This is a genomic window from Limnospira sp. PMC 289.06 (genome assembly GCF_032350395.1).
Classification (GTDB): Bacteria; Cyanobacteriota; Cyanobacteriia; order Cyanobacteriales; family Microcoleaceae; genus Limnospira; species Limnospira platensis.
The window spans coordinates 1-3,594 of sequence record NZ_JARPLC010000220.1 but is presented as its reverse complement, the minus strand read 5'-3'; the positions used below and the strand labels follow the sequence as shown (position 1 = coordinate 3,594).

The 3,594-nt window shown below is 44.7% G+C and carries 5 protein-coding genes; 3 read left to right on the top strand and 2 right to left on the bottom strand.

What is annotated here, in order from left to right:
* A partial coding sequence (locus P5674_RS23590) for an IS630 transposase-related protein (protein ID WP_315670338.1) occupies nt 1-429 on the bottom strand: 429 nt, incomplete at its 3' end.
* A gap of 153 nt (nt 430-582) precedes the next feature.
* Between P5674_RS23590 and P5674_RS23585 the strand changes: the two genes are divergently transcribed.
* The 3 genes from P5674_RS23585 to rpsU all read left to right on the top strand — a co-directional run bounded on the left by P5674_RS23585 (nt 583) and on the right by rpsU (nt 1,768).
* Entirely contained in the window at nt 583-909 is a 327-nt protein-coding gene (locus tag P5674_RS23585; RefSeq protein WP_014276579.1) for a hypothetical protein, read from the top strand.
* 321 nt (nt 910-1,230) lie between these two features.
* Nucleotides 1,231-1,431 carry a hypothetical protein gene (locus tag P5674_RS23580; RefSeq protein WP_006669199.1) on the top strand — a complete coding sequence of 67 codons (201 nt, stop codon included), beginning with the start codon at nt 1,231-1,233 and terminating at the stop codon, nt 1,429-1,431.
* 139 nt (nt 1,432-1,570) lie between these two features.
* On the top strand, nt 1,571-1,768 hold the full coding sequence (gene rpsU / locus P5674_RS23575; RefSeq protein ID WP_006616180.1) for a 30S ribosomal protein S21: 198 nt from the start codon (nt 1,571-1,573) through the stop codon (nt 1,766-1,768).
* 88 nt (nt 1,769-1,856) lie between these two features.
* Here the strand turns inward: rpsU and P5674_RS23570 are convergent, their stop codons facing one another.
* On the bottom strand, nt 1,857-2,963 hold the full coding sequence (locus P5674_RS23570) for a sensor histidine kinase (protein WP_006616179.1): 1,107 nt from the start codon (nt 2,961-2,963) through the stop codon (nt 1,857-1,859).
* Nucleotides 2,964-3,594 lie beyond the last annotated feature (631 nt).

Sequence of the window (3,594 nt, the reverse complement as noted above, 5' to 3'; positions counted from 1 at the left end):
TAACCCTTCCGGCTCCATATGTTGAATCTGAGCAATAAACGCCTCTCGCTGTTGCTCATCACCTTCTTGGTAGCCGTAAGTTTTTTTTCTGGTGAAGCCAATTTTCTTCAAGGCTCTGGATATGGTGCGAGGAGAGATGTCGTCATCCCAAAGTTGAGCCATTTGAGCGGAGGTTTTGTCGCCATGCTCTTGGGCAAAAGCCTTGAATTTATGCCAGTCGGTAATTTGGTGGTTATTGCCAGGTCGGTGATTAGGTTTAGGGAGGAAGTCTCCGGTCTGTGCTTTTCTTTGCAGCCAGAGATTAATGGTGTTCCGGCTGACATGGAAAACTTGACTGGCTTCTGTTTTGGGCATACCGTCTAGTTCAATTGCATTAATAACTTTTTGTCTAAGGTCGTAACTGTAGGGGGCTAGCCTTTTGGGTCTTATGTAGATATCCTTGCCATTATACGTCCTAACTATTCTGTCTTGCGCTATAAGTATTCCTTATATTCTACCAAGGGGTATAAATCCCACTGGGAGGTTATTTCGGGCATTGCAGCCTTATTTGGTCTCCCAAACGTTTCGCACGGTGATGATACTTTGTACGGTGGTGCGGGTAATGACACTATTTTCGGTGGTGATGGTGATGATGTGTTGTTTGGAGATGAGGGTAATGATTCTCTGATTGGTGGCCCAGGACGCGATCGCTTTGTGATTTTTGCTAATGACGCCACGGATACTATTGCTGATTTTGTCTCTGGGGAAGACCTGATTGTTCTCGGTGGTGGTTTGCGCTTTGAGCAATTGAGTATTACTCAAAATGTCTCGTCGGCGGTGATTACCCTAGATACGGAAGAGTTGGTGATTTGGGAAGGGGTACAAGCGGCAGCTTTAACTGAGGATGATTTCATCACTTTCGCGATCTAAGATTAGGTGAGAGTACTCCTCACGGTTTGTGCTGTGGGGAGATGGGTTCCTGGTTAAAGTTGAATGGAGGGGTGTTTGTGGCTCCATATCAAAGAATCGAGCAGCGTTTCTTTTCTGTGTTATTTGGGATCTTGATTGGGTTAACTTTGCTGGTTTGGGTTCTTAGGGGGTTAGGGGTTCTGGGGTTTATCCCTGGATTGATAATCTGGGTGTTGTTGCTGTCAACCATCGCTATGGGGGTTCTGTCTAGAGTGGCTCGATAGCTCGGTTTGGTAATTATTCGGTCACTGGGATAGACGAATTGGGTTGAGTTGGGCTATAATGGCGAATGGCCTAAAACAAGGCGCTTCCTTAAATCTAGGTTGTGTGCGACGGGTTCACTTATTCCGAATAGCACCAATCGGATTTTTCAGAGGACAGTGTTGTTTATTGAGCTTCAGCCTACAGCCAGAAATGGCCTGGGCAACTGCTAAGGTGAAACTTCCTGGCAGTTGGCGAGAACGCCGCTTTCCAGTCTGGTAGCAGGATTGGGAAACTACGGTTCTATTGCGTAGCAATCGCTCGTGGTCGCGTTCATGTCTTCTCAAGTATCTTTCATATAGGAGGAGACGGGAAGACCTCAAGTAAAGTTATTATTTTTTAGAGAGGTGAAGGATAAAACATGACCCAAGTTATTCTGGGTGAAAACGAACAATTAGAATCCGCACTGCGTAGATTTAAGCGAGAAGTGTCTAAAGCTGGCATCCTGGCTGATGTTCGCAAAAAACGTCACTTTGAAACCCCTCCAGAAAAACGCAAGCGCAAGGCGATCGCTAATCAGCGTCAGAGACGAGCTTTCCGTAAAAAGCGGATGTTCTAAAGCGCTTCATAACCCGATATAACCGCGAACAAAACTCCTATTCTAGTTCTATTGGACTAGAGTGGGGGTGGCTGCGGTTTTTTGGTTATTAGATAATTTGGGAACTGGGTATTGGTAAGGAAAATGTGAAGGTGCTACCTTTGCCTAACTGACTACTAACGAAAATTTCGCCGCCTTGAAGTTCCACCAAACGCCGGGTAATAGCTAAACCAATTCCGGTACCTCCATAATTGCGCGATCGCGATCTATCAGCACGCCAAAATCTTTCAAAAACATGGGGTAAATCTGCCTCAGAAATACCAATTCCGGTATCGCTGACATCCACAAACAAGTAACCACCATGAGTATAAACTTCTATTTTAATTAGACCATGTTTGGTGTATCTGATGGCATTTCCTAATAAATTAACTAAAATTTGTTCAGTGCGATCGACATCAGCTAAAGCCAGGGGTAATTCTTCAGAAAAATCTAATTCTAACATCGGTCCTTCTTCCAGAAGTTGATCAGAAAAACGCTGCACTAAAGACTCTAATAAAGGCCGTAATGCTAAAGGTTGGGGGTTAATGGGTAAATATCCAGATTCAACCTTAGAGAGTTCTTGTAAGTTATTTATCAGCCTTTCCAGGCGTTTAGTTTCCTTGGTTAACTGCTGATAAATATCTGGTGATGGCGAAATTCTGCCTTCGGCCATTTCTTCTAAGTATCCGCGAACTACAGTGATCGGAGTTCGCAATTCATGGGTCAAGTCACTAATTAATTCCCGCCGTTTTTGTTCAACATCTTGAAGACTACTAGCCATCTGATTAAAACTCATCGCCAGTTGATTTAATTCATGAATTTCACTAGATGACATCCTTTCTGAGAGATTACCCTTGGCAAATTTATGGGTAATTTCTTCCATCTCGGTGAGAGGCTGAGTAATGCGTTTAGTCACCCAATAACTTAAACAGACAGCAGCAGTTGTTCCGGCTAAAACAGACCAAAAAGTGCTACGATTCCAAGCAATTTCAAAGCCTTCTACTAGGCGAGTTCTTACATATTGTAAGCGAAAGCCAGGACCTTCTAGTTGTTCCAAACTACGGACAAAGAACCGAGGAGAGGAAATTTTGCCGATGATCACCAGGGATGTGACCCCAATCAGCATAACCAGGAGGTGGGATAAAAATAGGCGCGATCGCAAATCTACCTTTGCCATTAGTTCTGGGTATGTATGATCTGATAATTTCTATCCTACACTCAAACTTTCAACAGTAAAAAGCCCCGCTTGACCAACAAATCAGCGGGGCCTTTATAAGGAAACCTTTAAAGTAGGATTATCGCATATCCCAGAGAGCCTTAAACAAAGTCTCAGGCAGCTTTCTGGAGGTGGCATTCCTGGCAGCCTTGAGCGCGGCCACGGAAACTGTGTTCCCTTTGTGGTATGCTCTGGTAATCCGTGCGAGACGTTCAGGCATGAAATAGGGTTGAGACACCCGAAATAACCGCCTGGTGGGGACTTCACCCCCTTGGTTGAATATAAGGAACGCACTCCTGAACATCCCCATAACTGTTTATATGTCCCGAATATTTGTATCACACGATACCAAATCAAGGCAGGGACTCCAAGGTCAACATACTTTGTAACAAAACGTAACAATTCTTAACATAACGGAAAAGTTACGACAAAAGGTGAGGATAACGGCGATAGCCACCCCCAGTTTTAGGACTCACAACCCGTCAGATTGAAGCGGGGAACGGAAGGCTCCAAGGTGTAACCCAACACCAGAACCGAGACCACTGCCAACCATCCATGATTAGGGAAACCGAATGTCTGGCTTGAACCGCCG